14 protein-coding genes are annotated in these 18,015 nt (G+C 56.8%); 12 read left to right on the forward strand and 2 right to left on the reverse strand.

The window, feature by feature from the left end; all coding sequences use genetic code 11:
- Positions 1-120 precede the first annotated feature (120 nt).
- Complete coding sequence (locus tag ACHWUQ_RS08940; protein WP_312414120.1) at positions 121-477, forward strand: signal protein; 357 nt, start codon at positions 121-123, stop codon at positions 475-477.
- Positions 478-525: 48 nt separating this feature from the next.
- Here the strand turns inward: ACHWUQ_RS08940 and ACHWUQ_RS08945 are convergent, their stop codons facing one another.
- Positions 526-2,427: an ABC transporter permease gene (locus tag ACHWUQ_RS08945; RefSeq protein WP_394680929.1), complete on the reverse strand. Its 1,902-nt coding sequence runs from the start codon at positions 2,425-2,427 to the stop codon at positions 526-528.
- A 111-nt stretch (positions 2,428-2,538) separates the two neighbouring features.
- A complete protein-coding gene (locus ACHWUQ_RS08950) occupies positions 2,539-3,753 on the reverse strand; it encodes an ABC transporter substrate-binding protein (protein WP_394680930.1) in 1,215 nt (404 codons plus the stop codon).
- Between the two features lie 374 nt (positions 3,754-4,127).
- Here ACHWUQ_RS08950 and tssI point away from each other — a divergent pair, with 374 nt between their 5' ends.
- From tssI to ACHWUQ_RS09005, 11 genes are all read left to right on the forward strand, one after another.
- A complete protein-coding gene (gene tssI, locus ACHWUQ_RS08955; RefSeq protein WP_394680931.1) occupies positions 4,128-6,458 on the forward strand; it encodes a type VI secretion system tip protein TssI/VgrG in 2,331 nt (776 codons plus the stop codon).
- A 62-nt stretch (positions 6,459-6,520) separates the two neighbouring features.
- The gene (locus ACHWUQ_RS08960) at positions 6,521-11,008 is read left to right on the forward strand and encodes an RHS repeat-associated core domain-containing protein (RefSeq protein WP_394680932.1); all 4,488 of its coding nucleotides are present in this window, start codon (positions 6,521-6,523) and stop codon (positions 11,006-11,008) included.
- 1 nt (position 11,009) lies between these two features.
- Positions 11,010-11,414, forward strand: coding sequence for a hypothetical protein (locus ACHWUQ_RS08965; protein WP_394680933.1), 405 nt, complete (start codon positions 11,010-11,012; stop codon positions 11,412-11,414).
- Positions 11,415-11,567: 153 nt separating this feature from the next.
- Positions 11,568-11,969 (forward strand): hypothetical protein, encoded by a 402-nt coding sequence (locus ACHWUQ_RS08970; protein WP_394680934.1) that lies wholly within the window; start codon positions 11,568-11,570, stop codon positions 11,967-11,969.
- Between the two features lie 445 nt (positions 11,970-12,414).
- On the forward strand, positions 12,415-12,999 hold the full coding sequence (locus ACHWUQ_RS08975) for an RHS repeat-associated core domain-containing protein (protein WP_394680935.1): 585 nt from the start codon (positions 12,415-12,417) through the stop codon (positions 12,997-12,999).
- 402 nt (positions 13,000-13,401) lie between these two features.
- Positions 13,402-13,737, forward strand: a complete 336-nt coding sequence (locus ACHWUQ_RS08980; protein WP_312836078.1) for a hypothetical protein — start codon at positions 13,402-13,404, stop codon at positions 13,735-13,737.
- Between the two features lie 19 nt (positions 13,738-13,756).
- Positions 13,757-14,134 carry a hypothetical protein gene (locus tag ACHWUQ_RS08985; protein WP_394680936.1) on the forward strand — a complete coding sequence of 126 codons (378 nt, stop codon included), beginning with the start codon at positions 13,757-13,759 and terminating at the stop codon, positions 14,132-14,134.
- Between the two features lie 28 nt (positions 14,135-14,162).
- Positions 14,163-14,831: an RHS domain-containing protein gene (locus ACHWUQ_RS08990; protein ID WP_394680949.1), complete on the forward strand. Its 669-nt coding sequence runs from the start codon at positions 14,163-14,165 to the stop codon at positions 14,829-14,831.
- A gap of 6 nt (positions 14,832-14,837) precedes the next feature.
- Positions 14,838-15,242 carry a hypothetical protein gene (locus ACHWUQ_RS08995; protein WP_394680937.1) on the forward strand — a complete coding sequence of 135 codons (405 nt, stop codon included), beginning with the start codon at positions 14,838-14,840 and terminating at the stop codon, positions 15,240-15,242.
- 475 nt (positions 15,243-15,717) lie between these two features.
- On the forward strand, positions 15,718-16,155 hold the full coding sequence (locus ACHWUQ_RS09000; protein WP_394680938.1) for a hypothetical protein: 438 nt from the start codon (positions 15,718-15,720) through the stop codon (positions 16,153-16,155).
- 428 nt (positions 16,156-16,583) lie between these two features.
- Positions 16,584-18,014 (forward strand): FAD-binding oxidoreductase, encoded by a 1,431-nt coding sequence (locus ACHWUQ_RS09005; RefSeq protein ID WP_394680939.1) that lies wholly within the window; start codon positions 16,584-16,586, stop codon positions 18,012-18,014.
- The last annotated feature ends 1 nt before the right edge of the window (position 18,015 follow it).

An 18,015-nucleotide genomic window follows, 5' to 3' on the forward strand; every position in this document is an offset into this window, starting at 1 on the left:
AGCGATAAGGAACATCAATTCGCATTGACCCGGTTGTTTTTTCTGGATGCCCGCCGCAGCATGGAACTGCCATGGCCCCGCAGGCCTGGCACCCGACCAACATAAAGACAGGAGAGTTTTATGCGCAACACCTGGAAAGCCTGGATCAGCGGTATCGCGCTTTGCGGCACGGCGGCCGTCTTTGCCCAAACACCGGCAGCAGGCACGGCTCCGGCCGCCAAACCGGCGCCAGCGGCCAAAACCACCGCAGCGGCGCCTGCTGCTGCACCGGCCGCTGCAGCCGACAAAGCCAAGGCCAAGACCCCCGCCCCAGGCGGCGGCGCCGGCAAGGTCTGGGCCAATACCAATTCCAAGATCTACCACTGCCAAGGCGACCGCTACTACGGCACCACCAAGCAAGGCGAGTACATGACCCTGGCAGATGCCAAGGCCAAGGGCATCCAGCCCGCCAAGGGCAGCAAGGCCTGCAATAGCTGATCAGGCCCGCTCCAACACACTCCACCCCGCACACCTTGGCGGGGTTTTTCAGGCTCCGCGCCGCTGCAGCAGCCACTGCCACCAGCGCTTGCCGTAACCGGCAATGCCCTGCGGGAACAGCAAGACCAGCAACAGAATCACCGCGCCCAGGGTGGCACGCCAGTAGTCGGTGTTACGCGCCACGGCATCGTGCAGCCAGGTAAAGCTGAAGGCGCCCAGAATCGGGCCCACCAAGGTCTGCACACCGCCGAGCAGCACCATGACCAGGCCATCGACCGACTTGGCCACCGACATGGTCTCCGGCGAGATGCTGCCCTTGGAGAACGCGAACAAGGCACCCGCCAGTCCGGCCACCGACGCGGCCAGCACAAAGCCCATCCACTGCACTTTGGCCACCGCAATGCCGATGGCCTCGGCGCGCAGCGGCGCATCGCGGCTGGCGCGCAGCGCATAGCCCAGCGGGGCATACAGCACCCGCCACAGCGCCAGCACGCCGGCGGTGGCCAGCAGCAGGGTCAGCAGGTAGAACCAGCGCTTGTCCTCCAGCCATGCCGCTGGCCAGACCCCGGTCAGGCCATTGCTGCCGCCGGTGACCGAATCCCACTGGAAGGTGGTGGCCCAGATGATCTGCGCAAAGGCCAGGGTCAGCATCGAGAAATACACGCCTGTCAGCCGCACCGCAAACCAGCCGGTCAGCACGCCGCCCAAGGCCGCCAGCAGCGGTGCCAGCAACAGCGCCCACAGCATCGGCAGGCCGGCCGCGTTCAGCAGCAGCGCCGCGCCATAGGCGCCCAGGCCAAAGAAGGCCGCATGGCCAAAGGAGTGCAGGCCGGCCGGCCCCATCAGAAAATGCAGGCTGGCGGCAAACAGCGCGGCAATGACCAGGTCCACCACCAGCACCAGGGTGTAGGACTGCGCATCCACCGCCCAGGGCAGCGCCAGCAAGGCCAGCAGCACGGCGGCACCCACGGCCTTCAAAGCGGGCGGCGGCGCACGCAGCGGTTGCTCGCGCAGGCCTTGGCTGCGGCTGGCCGCCTGCGGTTGGCCCAGCAGGCCCCAGGGGCGCAGCACCAGCACCACGGCCATCACCAGAAAATCAGCAACCAGGGTGAGCTGCGGAAACGCAATGTCGATGCCGGCGATCTGCACCACGCCGAGCCAGATGCACAGCGCCTTGACGGTGGACACCAGCAGTGCCGCGACAAAGGCGCCGGTGAGCGATCCCATGCCGCCGACGACCACGACGACAAAGGCCGAGCCGATAGTCTGCAGATCGAGCTCCAACGTGGCGGGCTCGCGCGGCAGTTGCAGCGCGCCGCCCAGCCCGGCCAAGCCGGCGCCAAGCGCAAATACGGCCGTGAACAGCCAGGCCTGGCGCACGCCCAGCGCGCCGACCATCTCGCGGTCCTGCGTGGCGGCGCGCACCAGCATGCCAAAGCGGCTGCGGTGCAGCAGCAGCCAGGTGGCGCCCAGCACCAGCGGGCCGACCGCGATCAGGAACAGGTCATAGCTCGGAAAGGCGCGGCCCAGGATATCGACCGCACCGCCCAGCCCCGGCGCGCGCGGGCCCAGCAGTTCATCGGGCCCGCACAGCCAGAGCACCGCATCCTTGATCACCAGCACCAGCGCAAAAGTGGCGAGCAGCTGGAACAGCTCGGGCGCCTTGTAGATGCGGCGCAGCAGCAGCACCTCGACCAGGCCACCCAGCAGCCCGACGGCGATGGCCGACAGCGGCAGCGACAGCCAGAAACCCCAGCCACCGCCCAGCGGCGCCATGGCCTCGGCCAGCGCATAGGCCGCATACAGGCCCACCATGTAGAAGGAGCCATGCGCAAAGTTGACGATGCGGCAGACGCCAAAAATCAGCGACAAGCCGGCGGCCACCAGGAACAGCGACGAGGCGCCGGCCAGACCGTTGAGCAGTTGCACCAGCAGACCGGAAAAACTCATGCGAGGTCCTGCGCTTGTGGCCAAGCCTGGCCGTCATGCCACCCCAGCCAGACGGGCAATCGTGCCCGCAGGCTGGCGGTGCGTGCTGGGGCCGGGCAGCGTTCCATCACCTTATTGCGGGCGCATCTTGCGCACTTCTTCGTCGCTGGGCAGGTAGTCCTTGCCATCGCGGTAGACATAGTCCACCAGCTCGCCCTTGCCACCCACGTTCTTGAGCTTGCCCACATAGGCACCCATGGTGGACTGGTGGTCCTGCGCGCGCCAGGTGATCGGGCCAAAGGGCGACACCACCTGCAGGCCTTCAAAGGCCTTGATCAGCGCCTCGGTATCGGTGCTGCCGGCCTTCCTGATGCCCTCGGCCAGCGACTTGATGCCGGCATAGCCGACGACCGAGCCCTGGCGCGGGTAGTCCTTGTACTTCGCCTGGTAGGCGTCAAAAAAGGCCTTGTGCTCGGGCGTCTTCAGGCTGTGCACCGGGTAGCCGGTGACGATCCAGCCATTGGGCGTTTCGGCCTTCAAGGTATCGAGGTACTCGGGCTCGCCGCTCAGTACGCTGACGACATCCCGCCCCTTGAACAGGCCGCGCGTATTGCCTTCGCGCACAAACTTGGTCAGGTCGGTGGCAAACAGCACGTTGAAGATCGCATCGGGCTTGGCATCGGCCAGCGCCTGCACAACGCTGCCGGCATCGACCTTGCCCAGCACCGTGGCCTGCTCGGTGACGAACTCCACATCCGGCTGCGCTGCCTTCATCTTGGCCTTGAAGGTGGCAACCGAGGACTGGCCGTATTCGTAGTTGGGGTAGACGAGGGCCCAGCGCTTTTTCTTGAGCTTGAGTGCCTCTTCGACCAGCATCGACACCTGCATGTAGGTGGAGGGGCGCAGGCGGAAGGTGTAGGCATTGCCATTGCTCCAGACCATCTTGTCCGTCAGCGGCTCGGTGGCCAGGTAGAAGAACTTGCGCTGCTTGGCAAAGTCGGTCAGCGCCATGCCGGTGTTCGACAGAAAACCGCCGGCCAGCACATCGACCTTTTCACGCGCAATCAGCTCCTCGGCCACACGCACCGTATCGCCCGGGTTGGCGTTGTCGTCGCGGGTGATCAGCGCGAGCTTCTTGCCATTCACGCCGCCCGCGCGGTTGACCTCGTCCACCGCCAGCTCCATACCCCGCTTGTAGGGCTCCAGAAACGCGGGCTGGTTCTTGTAGCTGTTGATCTCACCGATCTTGATCACACCGGCCGCCTGGGCAGCCGAGGCCCCCAGACCAGCGAGCACCAAGGCGCTGGCAGTGCGCGACAACAAAGGGGTGCGGGCAGAAATACGCATGCAAAAGTCTCCAGGTGAGACCGGCCTCGCAGCGGAGGCAGGCGCTGATATTCAGGCCGCTATTGTGACGGCTTCCGCGCACTGCCAGCGCCCTGGGTGGCAAAGGGCAGACAGCATGCGGATGCCAGGGCGGTTTTGACCGCTTGGTGTGACAGGTTTTGGGGGCGGCTGTGCAGCTCCCAGGCATCCAACAGCGGCCGATACCTTACAGCGACAGCAAATACATGTTTAGCGTCCATAGATCCCGCCCGCCGCCTGCCATCAGCGCTTGGTTATTGATTTAAAAACACAAATCATTATTAAGTTATTTATTGCTATTAACTATTGTTTAACTATCATCGATTCGGTTTTTCATCCAGAGCTGGGTCAAGCATATGGTTAACCGCACGTTTATCGCGCACAGCCCCTTGGGCGAGGAGTTGCAGTTTCGTTTGCTGGAGGGCAGCGAGCAGATCTCCCGCTTGTTCGAGTACCGGGTTCGGCTGATCAGCGAATCGCAAAGCATCTCGGCCAAAAGCCTGCTGGGCAAGGACATGAGCATCGAGATCGATCTCACGACCAAGCTCCACGGCAGCGCTAAGCGCTTTCTCTCCGGGCAAATCACCCAGTTCAGCTTCAGCGGCAAAGATGGTGCGTTCTACGCCTATGAAGCGGTACTGCGCCCCTGGTTGTGGCACGCCACGCGCCGCACCGATTTCAAGATCTTCCAGTTCAAAACCGTGCCCGAGATCGTTCAGGAAGTGCTGGCGCCCTATGGCTTTGTGATCGACCAAAAGCTCATCGGCAACTACCGCAGCTGGAAGTACCTGGTGCAGTACGGCGAGAGCGATTTCAACTTTGTCTCGCGCCTGTTGGAGATGGAAGGCGCCTACTTTTTCTTTGAACACCACAACGGCAGCCATACCTTGGTACTGGCCGATGACATTGGCAGCCATACCCCTTTGCCCCAGGGCACCAGCACCCACCCCTACTACCCAGGGGACCGCGCCGCCCAAGTGCGCGACGAAGATTTTGTCGACAGCTGGGCCTTTGCCGAAGACATTGCATCGGGCCACTTTGCTGCCGACGATTACGACTTCGAGCGGCCCCGTGCTATTTTGGACACCCGCCAGCAGCAGCCTGCCGGCCATAGCGAGGACAGCCGTGAGCGCTTTGACTGGCCCGGCGGCTACACCGATGTGACCGACGGCGAGAACTATGCCCGCGTGCGCATCGAACAGCAGCAGGCCCAGCGGGAGATGGTGCAGGGCGATGGCAATGCCCGCAACATCGCCCCCGGCTATCTGTTCACCTTCAGCAAATATCCGCGCAGCGATCAGAACAAGGAATACCTGATCGAGTCGGCCTCCTACCGTTTTGCCGAGAACGTGCACCGCAGCGACGGTGGTGGCGCAGACCATGGCGCCAGCTACCGCATCCGCTTTTCTGCCGTGCCCAAAAGCACCGCCTACCGCAGCCAGCGCAGCACCCCCAAGCCCAGCACCACCGGCCCCCAAACCGCCGTGGTGACCGGCCCACCCAACGAAGAGATCTATACCGACAAATTCGGCCGCGTCAAAGTGCAGTTCCACTGGGACCGATATGGCACAAAAGACGAAAACTCCAGCTGTTGGATCCGCGTCTCCCAAACCTGGGCCGGCAGCAGCTACGGCAGCATGCATATTCCGCGCATCGGGCAAGAGGTGATCGTCGATTTTCTCAACGGCGACCCCGACTACCCCATCATCACCGGCCGCGTCTACAACGCCATGCAGATGCCGCCCTCGGACTTGCCGGCCAACAAAACGCAGTCGGGCATCAAGACCCGATCCAGCAAGGGCGGCGCCCCTGGCGCTGGCGAAAAAGACGGTGCTGGCGATGCCAACGCCATCCGCTTTGAGGACAAAAAAGGCCAGGAGCAGCTGTGGCTGCACGCGCAAAAGGACCAGCTCACCGAAGTCGAGAACGATGAAGACAAATGGGTGGGCAATGACCGGCGCAAGGTCATCGACCGCGATGAGTTCAACACCATCCACCGTGACCGCACCGAAGTGGTAGACCGCAACGAGAAGATCAATGTGCACGGCTGGCGCACCGAGGAGGTGGACCTGGATGAAACCCTGACCGTCCACCAGAACCGCCAACGCCGCTTCGATCTGAAAGAGTCGGTGGACATCGGCATCAACCGGGACAAAACCGTAGGCCGCAATGAGACCGACGACATCGGCAACAACTGGACCATCAACGTCGGCGTGCTCAAAGCCCAGACCATCGGCATGGCCTACCTGCAGAACGTTGGCGCCATGAAGATGATGAACATCGGCGTGAACTACATGCAGAACATTGGCATGTTCATGCAAACCCATGTAGGGCTGAACCAAAGCCTGAATGTGGGCGAGAACCAAAGCACCAAGGTCGGCAGCAAACAGACCACACAGGTGGGCGAGCAGTATTCGCTCACCGTCGGTGGCGGTGGCGGCGGCGGTTCGGGGAGTGGCGCTGAAGGCGCTTCCATGCACATCGTCAGCCCCGGCGGTGAAGAAGGTGGCGGCGGAGGTGGCAAAGCCTCCAACCTCCGCATGACGGGCCAGAACGTCACCGTCACCGCCGCCAATATCCGCCTGGAAGCCCAGCAAGAAATCATCTTCAGCTGCGGCGACAGCACCCTCAAGATCACGCCCGGCCGCATCGAAATTCTCTCGCCCGAAGACCGCTTGAACTGCTAAGGCGGTCACAGCGGCCCCCTACCCCGACTTCGCTATCCAACCAACGCCAGGAGACCCCTCTCATGAGTGGCCAACCCGCAGCCCGCAAGGGCGATCGCGTCGCCAAAGGCAAGATCGTCCAAGGCTCACGCACCGTACTCATCGGCAGCCAAGGCGGTATCGCCTGCTCTGAATGCCCCGGCGGCATCACCGTCAGCTCGCCCGTCAATCCACAAATCGGCGCCAAGGTGTTGCTGGGTGAGGAAGATCTGGACTTTGCGCTGCCAGGCGCGCTGCCCGTCGTCTGGCAGCGCCGCTACAGCAGCTATGTCAACGCCAGCCACGGGGCAGCCTGCGGATTGCTGGGCTACGGCTGGCATCTGTGGCTGGAGCTGAGCGTTGCGCTGCAAGAAGAAGCTACCTTGCTGTTTGACGCCAATGGCCGGGTAATCACCTTTGACGACCCCCTGCCGCCGGGCGGCCAGCTCTACAGCGCCAGCGAAGGGCTGTGGCTGCTGCGTGGTGGTGGTGGCAGTGACAGAGAAGGCACCGCCCCTTGGGCCAGCGATGCACGCTGGCGCCATATTGCGCCCACGCTGGCGCGCAGCGCGGACACCATCCTGGCGACCAGCGGCAATGGCGATACCTGCTGGCACCTGGCCATGGTGCCCAGCCAACGCAGCGCAGACGGCGCGGCAGACCGCTGGCGCCTGGTGGCGGTGACGGACCGGCTCGGGCGCAGCCAGCACTACCAGTACAGCGATGGCAGCCAGCGTGACACGGATCTCCGCCCCCTGCCGCTGGGCATGCTGGTAGGGCTGAGCGATGGCACCGGTCGCCGCTACCGGCTGCAACACCAGCGCATCCACAAAGGCAAGAAGGCCCGGGACCGCCATGCACTCTGGGGAGCCGATGACGGCTTGCGCCTGGCCACCGTGGAGCTTGTTGAAGACCCTATCGCACCCCTGCGCGGCACCATTGCACTGGCACACTACGGCTACAGCGACGACGGTGACCTGCTGACCGTCCACAACCGCGCCAAGGTGCTGGTGCGCAGTTTTGAGTGGGACTACCACCGCATCAGTGCCCACCGCATTGCCCAAGGCCCCTGGCACGGTTACCGCTACGAAACCTCCGCGCCTGGCGCCCGCGTGATCGAACACTACAACCAGGACGGCCTGCAGTACCGCTTTGACTACCAGGTGCTGCCGGACAGCCCGCAGGGCCTGCCCCGGGCCAGCACCCGCGTCAGCGACAGCCTGGGCCGCGTGGAGACCTACCACTTTGAGGGCGCGCCGGGCCTGTCGCGCCTGGTGGCCCACAACAAGGCAGACGGCAGCCGCTGGCTGCAGGCCTACGATGCCCTTGGGCGGTTGACCTGCAGCACCGATCCATTAGGACGCAGCACCTACCTGCGCCGCGACGGCCTGGGCCGCATCACCGGCACGCAACTGCCCGGTGGCAGCAGCACCCAGCAGCACTATGACGAGGCAAGCGGCCGGCTGCTGCACAGCACCGATGCAGCCGGCGCCTGCACCCGCTACCAGTACGACGCCTGGGGCCGGTTGACGCAAACCACCTGGGCCGATGGCAGCCATGAGCGCTACCACTACCCCAGCCCCACGGAGTCGCCCCTCATCGCCGACAAGCCCCTGCGTATCGAAGACGCCCACGGCGCCACCAAGCACCTGGACTGGGACGGAGCAGGCCAATTGCTTTCATACACCGATTGCTCCGGCCGAACCACCCGCTACAACTACGACCGCTATGGCGCGCTGGAAGAAACCACCAATGCCAGCGGAGAGTGGGAACGCTACCAGCGCGATAGCCAGGGCCGGCTGGTGGCCACCGAGCGGGTAGGCCCCTCGGTAGAGCGCTACCACTACAACGATGCCGGCCACCTGGTGCGCATTGAGCCCGCATGGGATGCCTCAAGCCGCCCAGGCCCTGGCCAAACGGACCTGACAGCGCACCACATCCATCTGAGCTACGACCTGTGGGGCCGCCTGCTGCAACGCAGCCAGGGAGGCCGGAGCATCAGCCTGGAGTACGACAGCGCAGGGCGCCTGACCCGGCTGGTGAACGAGAACGGCGCCCAAAGCTGCTTTGCCTGGGACACGCAAGACCGCCTGGTGCAGGAAGAAGGTTTTGACCAGCGGCTGCAGCGCTATCGCTGGGATGCCGCCGGCCAGCTGCTGACCAGCACCGATGGCAATGCCAAGTACCAGCACACCACCCGCTATGCCTGGGACAGCAGCGGCCGGCTAAGCCAGCGCCACATTCCAGCCAGCGCGCATGCCCCCGCACAAACCCACCACTACCAGTGGAACGCGGCCGGGCAACTGGTCGGTGCCAGCGTGTGGCTACACCCCGCATCCGCTGCAGACGCGGCCCAAGCCCTGCCCGCTCAATTGCAAAGCCAGATCAGCCTGCAACGCGACGCGCTGGGCCGCATCACTGGCGAAGTACAAAAGCTCTACGCCACGGGCGGCAGCGACGCCGATCCAGCCTCGGCCACGCCAGAGTTTGAACACCACATCAGCCATGGGCTGGACGCCTTGGGCAACCGCCTGCACAGTGAACTGCAAGGGCTGGGCACCATCGCCTGGCAACTGTATGGCGCAGGCCATGTGCACGGGCTGCAGCACAACGGCCACACCCTGGTCGATATAGAGCGCGATGCGCAGCACCGAGAAACCCGGCGCAGCCTGGGCAGCCTCGGCCCTGCAGACAAGCCAGCAAATAGCCCAAGTCCCCTCCAGATCCTGCGCAAATGGGACGACCTGGGCCGCGTCTTCTCCACCGCCACCCAAGGCCTGCAGTTACCCCCTGCAGCCAACCCCGCCGCACCGCCCTTGGCTTTGCAGCTGGTGGGCCAGATCGCCCACCGGCGCTACCGCTATGATGCGCTGGGCCAGATCACCACTATCGAGCAAGGGGTGGGCGAGCAGCCCAGCCAGGTGCTGCGCTATGCCTACGACGCCGCAGGCCGCCTGCTTGCATCTGCAGAAGGGCTGCGCCCTACCAACCTCCAGGAGTGGCGCACCGACCCCGCTGGCAACCGCTTGCCCGGCCCCACCCCCACAGCGGCCAACCCCGGCAGCGATGCCCAGCAATGGACCGCCCAGGTACACGCGCACTGGCGGGAAGAAAGCTTTAACCTGCTCGGCCTGGACCACCGGGGCGCCTACCAGCGTGGCCCCGTCAAACAATGGGACGACAACCGCATCGGCTACAGCACCGACTGCGTATGGCGCTATGACGAATTCGGCAGGCGCATCGAGCAGCTGCAATCGCTGGCCCCCAACGCACAAGGCCAGCCCCAGCGCAGCCGCCAAGAACTGCGCTACGACGGCGACCACCAACTGCTCGAAGTCCACTGCACCTACAGCGACGGCCGGCCCGAACAGCACCTGCGCTACACCTACGACGCGCTGGGCCGCCGTCTGTGCAAAAAGAGCAGCACCGCCGCAGGCGAGCACACCAGCTACTACGGCTGGGACGGCGAGCGGCTCATCCACACCGAGCACCTGCGCCCCGGCGCCGATGGTCAGCCTTGCCGGCATATAGAACACACCATCTACGAAAGCGGCAGCTTTACCCCACTGGTGCGGCTGAGCACCACCGCCCAGCTGAGCGAACACCAACAGCCGCCGCTGCTGCTGCGCGCGCTGCAGGCGGGGATGGCCGAAGCGGACAGCAGTGCTGAGACCGACGACAGCAATACCCAAGGGCTGGCCCTGATGCAAACCATGCTCAGCGCCATGCCCGCCAGCATGCAAGCGCAAGCGGAGCAAAACATGCAGCAGGCCCTGCACAGCAGCACCGCCATGCCTGCCGCATCCGCCTTGATGGGGGACACCGCCCAACGCGGCGCACAGCTGCTGCAAGGCATGCGTGACCAGCTCCTGCAGCAGCAACAGCAAGCCCATAACCGCATCACCACCCACTACTACCACTGCGACCACCTGGGCACCCCGCTGGCCTTGACCGATGCGAATGGCCAGATCGCCTGGGCCGCCAGTCTGGACCCCTGGGGCAATGTGTTGGATGAGTACGACCCGCACGGGATCGGGCAGCCCATTCGTTTACCGGGGCAGATCCATGACTGGGAGACGGGGCTTTATTACAACCGGCATCGGTATTACGACCCGGCGATTGGGGGGTATATCACGCAGGATCCGATTGGGTTGGCGGGGGGATCAAATACCTACATGTATGCGATTTGCAATCCGAATGCTTTTAGCGATGCGCTAGGACTCGACCCGGAGCGCGGGAGACTTAAGGACACTGCAGAAAAAATAAAGTCAGCGAAAGAAGGAGTGGAAGGGGCCCAGCAAGTGCATAAAGGTGCAAATAAAATAAAGACCGAAAAAATCAAACAACGTGATATTGGAGCATGCGTTCTAGATAGCACGCTTTGCAACTTAACAGGTGACCAAATGCAGGATATTCATGACAGATCCAAGAGAGTGGAGCAAAGCGGACTTAAAGATATTGCCAACGGATCAGTAAACATTTATAAAAACACCCCTGGAACCATTGGCAATGGCGCACCAAGCATTAAATAATATGTCAAAACTCTTTACATTCGCACTTGCTTTTGCTTTACATCAAAGTTGTATTGCGCAAAATACATATTTTGAAATCGAAAATGTAAGAATCAACTTACCACACGAATGCGAAGTTTTAGATGCCTCGAAACACACTTTACTTTGCAAAAGAGAGCGCGACTGGGAAGATTACTATATAGCAGTCCGCGACGGAAACACATATGAGTCTAATATTTTAAAATCTGAACGCAAAAAAGATATTTATAAAATAGACGAAAATTATTTCGCAAAAATCATAGTCAATGGCGAGGATTATTATTTTTTATATCTTAAAAAATGCAACATTGCAATTCACGGTCAAAACCCAGGCTTCATTTTCTCAATGATGACAGATATTAAGATAGACAATGCATCATGTAGATAATTAAAATTAACGCAGTATACATTCATCAAATTGCACTCAATGATCCAAAGATTTAAATCACAACCCTAATATTCTAAATAAACACTATAAAAATCATTGACCAACTACAAAACATTTTCATTACATGACTTCTGCAGAAATCAAGGAAGTTATATGTCAAAATTTTTCATCTCTATACTTTATTTATTTATCGCTTCGACATCGGTGGCCACTGAGGTAATTACGATTGGCAATGTAGAGATAAAAATACCAAATGAATGCGATGTTTCCAGAAATATTCAAAACAATCTTAATTGCAAAAATAATCCCCAAGACCAAGAGTTCTACATCGCCCTAAGAAAAGGAGACACCTTTGAATCTCACGTTTTAAACAGCACTCGTGAGAAAACGATTTTCAAAATTGAAAATGATTACTTTGCAAGAGTAATTGTAGACAAGCGACCGTTTTATTTTATGTACATAAAAAACTGCAATATTATTATTCATGGTGGCGACGTCAGCTTTATTTTTTCCATGGCCATTGATATTAAACATGACAATAAGTCATGCAGATAATGAGCCTGTTTAGCAAGTATATCCAGCGCCAACGCTGCGCCCAGCCACTGCAAGGTATACGTAACCAGCTGCAGTTACATCAAGCCGATGCATGATGGAGCCTATTGCTATGAAGATGTGGTTTCGTAAGTACATCAGACTGCTTGCATTTTTGATAGTGACTACCGTCGCTGTCACGGCATACTACTTTGCTCCAAGCAAGGGAGAAAGGCAGGCGATGAAATTGGAGGCATGTAAGAAAAAGTGCGCACCCCGTGCAGGAGTAATGGAGGGGCAGCGTGGTTTACCCAATGCGTCACCGACGGAAAGGCGAAATCATCTTCGATTTGCGAAGTGCGCCTGTCGTTGAGGTATGTAAGGAAGGCGCCAGCAGCAACAACAACAAGCCCATGCCCGCATCACCACCCACTACTACCACTGCGACCACCTGGGCACCCCGCTGGCCTTGACCGATGCGAATGGCCAGATCGTTTGGGCGGCCAGTCTGGACCCCTGGGGCAATGTGTTGGATGAGTACGACCCGCACGGGATCGGGCAGCCGATTCGTTTACCGGGGCAGATCCATGACCGGGAGACAGGGCTTTATTACAACCGGCATCGGTATTACGACCCGCAGATGGGGGGGTATATCACGCAGGATCCGATTGGGTTAGAGGGGGGATCAAATACCTACATGTATGCGATTTGCAACCCTAACACCTTTACCGACGCATTAGGGTTAAACCCAGATCTTGAAAGGCTTGGCGATACTGCAGACAAACTAAATACCGCCAAAGACGTCGTTAAGGGAGCTCAACAGATAAATAGAGGCAAAAATAAACTTAAAAGCCGTTCAGAAACGGAAGGAGACATTTATGCATGCTTGAATCAAGTAACAACGTGCTCCACCACAGGGGATCAAATGCAAGAAAACTTTGAAAAATCAAGAAGAACGGCCCTAGAGGGATACAAGGATATTGCCAATGGATCGGTAAATATTTATCAAAATACTCCCGGCACTATAGGAAACGGCCCTCCAAGCATAAAGTAGAAATCAAATGTTTAAATTCCTTATATTAGTCTCAATTTTAATTTTACCCAAAATAGCGATGGCAACAGAATATGCATTTACCATCAATCAAGTGAAAATCAGAATACCGCCCACATGTGTGATAGAGAACGCGGAGCGACTCATATTAACGTGCAAAATACACTCTAAGGGAAGCGAGTCCTATTTAGGATTCCATGAAAACAAAGATTTCTACAATAATGTCATTAATAATAATAGAAAAAAAAGCGTTCAAAAAATTGGCGATGATTATTTTGCACAGTTCATTATTGGAAACCATCCATTTAATCTTCTCTCCATACAAAAATGCGATCTCGCTATAGCAGGAAGTGACGCAAATCTATTATTTTCAGCAATGGCCGACATAAAAATAGAGAACGAAATATGCAGATAGATTCATTTAAATCTATTTTATTAATTTCAACATGTGTTATCGGATTTTTTATAGGAATCACAAAAAATAAAGCCGATATTAAAAAACACATGCAACAACAAACAATTGGCTTTACAGCATCCAGGGCTAAAGATGGAATTATAGAATCCAGCAAGATGAAGTATCAAATATTCAAAAATATACCCATAAAAGAAGAAATTAAAAAATCAACATATTTACCCAAAAGAGGAATAATGAATTGTGAAAAAAATACACTATGTGCAAAAAAATTCAAAGAAGATCATTTCAACGAAATCATGATTCGCATTAAAGACCTTCAAGAATAAATTAACAACTTCAAGCAAAATGAAAATATTTTTATGCGTGATATTAATGATTTCTTGTTTTTTTGCAAGCTACAAAGGCGGAATGAGCATAAATCAAAACAAGACACTATTGGACGCGCAGGCAGAAATGGATAAAGTCTTGGCAATAAAGGCAATAAGCAGGATTAATGCACTTCAGGAAATTAAAGCAAACATCAACGAGAAGAACAAGTTAATTTGTACACTAAAAAATGAAGTTCACCGACTCGCAGCAGATTGGCAATACTGCAAATCTGACGCCACCTGCATCAAAGAGTGGCAAGGAGGGCTTTACGATAAATTAGATGATGTTATTGAAGAATTCGAACATGAGGTTTGCGAACTAAGCACTGATGAGTCCAAACATAAATTAATATAACCCCACATTTAAAATAAACTTTGAAAAAATTCAGTTAGCAACTGCGCTAGAAAGCCCATACCCGCATCACCACCATTACTACCACTGCGACCACCTGGGCACCCCGCTGGCCTTGACCGATGCGAATGGACAGATCGTTTGGGCGGCCAGTCTGGACCCCTGGGGCAATGTGCTCGATGAGTCGACCCGCACGGGATTGGGCAGCCGATTCGTTTACCGGGGCAGATCCATGACCTGGAGACAGGGCTTTATTACAACCGGCATCGGTATTACGACCCGCAGATGGGGGGGGTATATCACGCAGGATCCGATTGGGTTGGAGGGGGGAGCAAATACTTATATGTATGCGATTAGCAATCCTAATGCTTTCATCGATGCGTTTGGTTTATTCCCAGAACGTGAAAAATTGAAGGACACTGCTGAAAAAATAACTTCGGCAAAGGAAACTGTGGAGGGAGCTCAACAAATTGTGAAAGGCACCTCCAACCTTAAAACCCATCAGGAGAAAAAAGATGAAATTTACGACTGTTTACGTGAAACCAAAACCTGCGCCGTACCAGGAGAAAAAATGCAACAAGATCTAGATAATTCCAGAAGAACAGCCCTCGAAGGATATAAAGACATCGCCAATGGCTCGGTGAATATATACAAAAACACCCCCGGCACCCTAGGAAACGGACCTCCAAGCGTGAAGTAACACCAAATGTCAAAATTTACCCTTTTATTAGCCTCCCTTCTTTACTCCAATGCTGCAATCACCGCCCAGGATAAATTTACTTTAGAAAATATAACAATAAAAATTCCTCCCTTTTGTACGATACTAGATTCCAAGAAACACACACTGACATGCAAATTAGATGTATTGAGAGATGATATTGATTTGAGATTTCATCTCGACCGAAATTTTCACGACAATGTTATCGATAGCAATAGAAAAAAGATAGTTCAAAAAATCGGAGAGAACGATTTTGTGCAATTCATGATTGGTGATTACCCATTCAATTTTCTATTTTTAAAAAAATGCTATCTAGTTATAGCAGGGAACGATGCAAATTTTTTATTCTCTACAATGACCGATATAAAAATAGGCAACGAAATATGCAGATAAATTCATTTAAATCCACTTATCTAAATTTTAATTATTTAGAAACAAACACAAAAGGATGAGCCATTACTTTAACACTGACACTTGAATGCTCGAGTAGAAGGCTTCAAATCAGAACATCAACGACCAATGTAAGATTACCAAGCACGAAAGAAGCAATGGCTCCACATTAGCTTTTGGAGTGCGGTTTAATAATAATTGAAAACTTCAAAATGGGCTTTCACAAATTTCTCTACTTTTGTTTATGCGCTATCGCGGCCATACTCCCAATATTTTCTATCTGGTGTTTGATGTGGGTCATTTCCTCTTTCAGCATGGCTTTTGCAGAATGTGGAAATGCATTTAACCTGTTTGTATCTAACCCGCGCTGTAGGCAACCGGCGATTGCAAGTTTTTTAGCTATCGCAGGAATTCTTGGCACTGCACTAGCGATTTTTTTAGCTGGAAGACTTTCTAAGAGGCGGCAAAGGTAAAAGTTATGAACCTTCCATCAACTCTTAAAGCAGGTATTCTTAGCCTCACTCTGATCTACTCCCAAGCAAGCCATGCAGACCACAATCGCCTAGTCATCGACGACGTCACCGTAACAACCCATGCTGAATGCCTGATGAATGAAGTATCAGATAACTGGGACACAGCAGAAAACTGGATGAGTTGTGGAATGAACCATCACGGAGTTCCGGACTACATGTTTTTTAGAAAATCAGATAGATTCATAGAAAATGTAGTTCATGGAAACAGGAAAAGGGAAGTTCATCAGCTAGGCGATGACTATTTTGTGAGAGTTATTTTTGTGACAAGCCATATGAGCTTTCTATACATCCAGAAATGCAATTTAGTGATTATTGGAGAAAATGCTCGCCTAATGTTCTCTATGATGGTCGACATAAAAATCGACAATGAGATCTGCAGATAATTGCTTTCCCCCCCCCCACAATGCCCCGCGCAGGCATTCAATCACCGTTGAAGAATCAGTCAGTCCCCACACACTAATAGCGACATCTGCCTCAGGTTCCACCAATCCAACCTGCTCGCGCAAATGCAAGGCTCTCTCACCTTTGGCAGGACGGTGACGAGCGGCAGCATCGCGTCTCCAGCCCCTTACAGACCATAGCCCACCACAGCGCTAAAAGTCACAGATGGCGCAAGCGGCCTCCCGCTTAGCAGCACATCGCTGAAACCGCATCCCCTCTCCCACTGTCCGACCTCGGCAAAGCATGCCTGCTAAGCTGCGCATGCATCAATCGCATTGCAATCACATGTATTCGTATTTCATCTAATACTAATCTTATTAAGAATTAGCCATCATCGAGTCCTCTCTCCAGACTTTGGACCCGTGGGCATATGGCATTGATTCAGACCTTCATCGCGTTGCTTGGTGATAGCGCAGTTCTCCGCAGCCAGCAGGACCTGGCCGGCCATGTGACCGACTGGCGCGGGCGCTACCAGGGCCAGGCCCAGTGCGTTGTGTTTCCGTCGACGACGGCGCAGGTCGCAGAGGTGGTCAAGCTCTGCCATGCCGCGCAGGTGCCGGTGGTGGCCCAGGGTGGCAATACCAGCCTCTGCGAAGGCGCGATTCCGCGCGCGGACCTGCCCGAGACCGTGGTCATCAACCTGGGCCGCATGCGCCAGGTGCGTGCGGTCGATCCGGCCAACAATTCCATGGTGGTCGATGCGGGCTGCGTGCTGCAGACCGTGCAGGAGACCGCCCGCAGCCATGGCCGCCTCTACCCGGTGAGCCTGGGCGCTGAAGGCTCCTGCCAGATCGGCGGCAACATTGCGACCAATGCCGGCGGCACGGGCGTGCTGCGATATGGCAATACCCGCGAGAACGTGCTGGGCCTCGAAGTGGTGCTGCCCGATGGCCGCATCTGGGAAGGGCTCTACGGCCTGCGCAAGAACAACACCGGTTTCGATCTCAAGCATTTGTTCATCGGCTCCGAAGGCAGCCTGGGCATCATCACCGGCGCGACGCTGAAGCTGCACCCGCTGCCCACGGCGCGGGCGATGGCCTGGCTGGCGGTGGAATCGCCCCAGGCGGCCATAGCCATGCTGGCCCGCTTCCAGAGCCGCTGCAGCGCCTCGCTGTCGGCCTTTGAGATGCTCAACGATGTGCAGCTGAACATTGTGCTGAACCATGTGGCCGACCGCCGCGCGCCGCTGAGCCCCAGCTACCCCTGGCATGTGCTGGTGGAGCTGACCGACACCTGCGACGAGACCCTGCTGGCCGCCGCGCTGGAAGAGACCCTGTCGGCCGCCGCCGAAGAGGGCATGCTGCTGGATGCGGCCATCGCCACCAACGGCAAGCAGCAGGCCGACTGGTGGGAGGTGCGCCACAGCGTCTCCGAAGGCAACAAGAAGGCCGGCATCGGCATCAACACCGACCCGGCCGTGCCGCTGTCGGCCATCCCCGCGTTCATCAGCCAGGCCACGGCTGCCGCGCACCGCATCGTGCCGGACGCGCCCATCATCATCGTCGCCCACCTGGGCGACGGCAATGTGCACTTCATCCCGCAGATGCAGTTTGCGCAGTGGCAGGCGCTCACGCCCGCCGAGCAGGACCAGCTCTCGCACCGCGTCAAGCAGGCCGTCAACGAAGTGGCCTGCGCGCTGGCAGGCACTTTCAGCGCCGAGCATGGCATCGGCCAGGTGCTGACCGACGAGATGGCGCTGTTCAAGCCCGCCGTCGAGTTGGACTTGATGCATGCCATCAAGCGCGCCATCGATCCGCAGCAGCGCTTCAACCCCGGGCGCCTGCTGCCACCCGCTCCCTGAC

Source organism: uncultured Comamonas sp. (assembly GCF_964277875.1).
Classification (GTDB): domain Bacteria; phylum Pseudomonadota; class Gammaproteobacteria; order Burkholderiales; family Burkholderiaceae_C; genus Comamonas; species Comamonas sediminis.